We start from the raw sequence: 2059 nt of genomic DNA on the forward strand, positions 1-2059 counted from the left end.
CAGCCGACGTGCCGTTGAGGATCGGGACGGCGTGATCGGGGGCTCGATGCGCGCTGCAACCCGTTGATTTTCCTGGGATGCCGTTGGGCTGAGGTTTAGTGGGGTGCGGTTGGTTTGGTGGGTATCAAGGGATACAAATCCTACCTTTGCGAAATATTTTTTCGGTAAAGTTATGGGGACGGCAACTGGGCATATTTTTTGCCCAAGACCGAAATTTTTCTAAGTGTCTGACCGAAAATTAAGGTGAGTGATTCCGGTCGTCCCTTTGATAAGCGCTATCGCCGCGGTCATTATACCTAAATCAAGCCTGGACCTAAACTTTCTCCCTCGCCGCGCAAGCCCAGCCTCCCAACCACCACCGCCAAATCACAAAACCGTGTGTCAGAAAATTTTACACCTCCACCCAGCGCTCTCCCTACGCACTTGATAACAAACAACAAAAATAATGGCCCCATTTTTGCACTATAAAAACCTCCATCGTCAACCTGAAGGACTCCCATGAAACGCATCCTCATCGCCTCGGCCCTCGCGCTGGGTCTGTTCACCATCAGCGCCGGAACCGCCATGGCGGGACCCGAATACCAAGTGTCCTACAAAGTTCCCTCCAAAAGCGATTCCGCCACCTTGTTCATAACGCTGGGCAACGCCGCGTCGACCACATTCTTCAACATCAGCTCAATTTCCGGTACCTGGGATGGCCATGCAGTCACCGGCCTCTCCAACTATGGCGGCGCCGATAATCTATTCTCGCCGCTCGGCGCGCCAAAAGGTGCCGTACAATATTTCACCTCGGGCGGCCTCTCTTTTGTCAGTGACGGCCTGTCGATCAATCTGGGCGGCACCTATGCCGAACGCAAAGTCCCCTATGTCGAACTAATCAGCAATGTCGATCCTACGGGCAATTTCCGGAAAATCCCGGCCATTCTCACCGTCACCGAAGTTCCCGAGCCCGGCTCGTTCGCCCTCCTCGGCACCGGCCTCCTCGGCCTCGGCCTCGTTCTCCGCAAACGCCAAAAACGCGCATCGCGCGCCTAAATTATTGCTGATGACGGTGGGGTGCGCTCAAGCACCCCACCGCTCTGATCCGCCCAATGCTTCGGCTACACCTTCATCCGCCATAACGCAGCGCGCAATCCCGGCTGCACCTTGTCGCATCAAGACTTTACCAGAACCGTTTCCGGAACCTCCGTGCGCGTCAGATCGGGCTTAGCCCACAACCGCCGAACGCTTGCGCCCCCAATAGCCCAGGAGGGCCGTCACCAAAAACAAAGCGGCGCCCGCGACAATCAACCCATATAACAAATAATGCTGACCCGCTGTGAGATACACAATTGATCCATGCGTATCTAATGTGTACATCTTTGTGCCGCGCAGCGACGCGCTGTGTGCACCGTTAGCACTCAAATATCGCCAAACAAAAAACGACAAAAACCAAAAACACAACGCCAAAATGGCGGAGAAAAGCGAATTCGCCTTCCATCGTCCGCGACCAAGAATCGCCTGCTGACGCCACGGTCCTCGATCTCCAGCCGCCTCGGCACGCATCCAGCCTGTCTTGCGACGCTCATCCCCAAGCAAGCCGTCAAGAAAGGCGTTTGCCGAAGCCGCAACACGATCCTGCGTAAGCAACGGCCGGATGCGTGCTTTCACATCGCGCAGTGACTTCGCCCAATATTCCAGCGTCGCTTCGATTGATGCACTCAAAATCCATGACCTCCGACTCATGGTCACCCATTGATTCAGAGTTCAACGCGTTTAGCAACTGAAAAATGCAACTGTAATGCTAAGCTGGCGGGACTTTTTTGTGCTCAGGCTGGCCCTTTTCCGGAAGTGCATCGCGCATGCAGCAATACTCGTCACGAAGTCGGCGGTGGCCACAGGCGGGGGCAATCGCATCATGCGTGCCCGCGTAGGTCATCCACCGCAGCAGCGCCGTGGATCTGCGAGCGCGACGGGAGAACAGACGTACCCATCCGGTGAGGCTTTCGATTACCCACAAATATTTGCCATGGTGACCGCTCCGAGGGTGATATCGGTGAGGCGCGTCATTCCGCGCCAC

Annotated in this window: 1 protein-coding gene and 1 pseudogene; one reads left to right on the forward strand and one right to left on the reverse strand. The window is 55.7% G+C overall.

Features of this window, described 5'->3' with window-relative positions; all coding sequences use genetic code 11:
• Positions 1 to 498 precede the first annotated feature (498 nt).
• The gene (locus BW994_RS18975) at positions 499 to 1035 is read left to right on the forward strand and encodes a PEP-CTERM sorting domain-containing protein (protein WP_029314410.1); all 537 of its coding nucleotides are present in this window, start codon (positions 499 to 501) and stop codon (positions 1033 to 1035) included.
• 426 nt (positions 1036 to 1461) lie between these two features.
• Here BW994_RS18975 and BW994_RS18710 read toward each other — a convergent pair.
• Positions 1462 to 1725, reverse strand: a pseudogene (locus BW994_RS18710) (IS701 family transposase); the annotation flags it as partial.
• Between the last annotated feature and the right edge of the window lie 334 nt (positions 1726 to 2059).

The organism is Acidiphilium rubrum (assembly GCF_900156265.1).
Lineage (GTDB): Bacteria > Pseudomonadota > Alphaproteobacteria > Acetobacterales > Acetobacteraceae > Acidiphilium > Acidiphilium rubrum.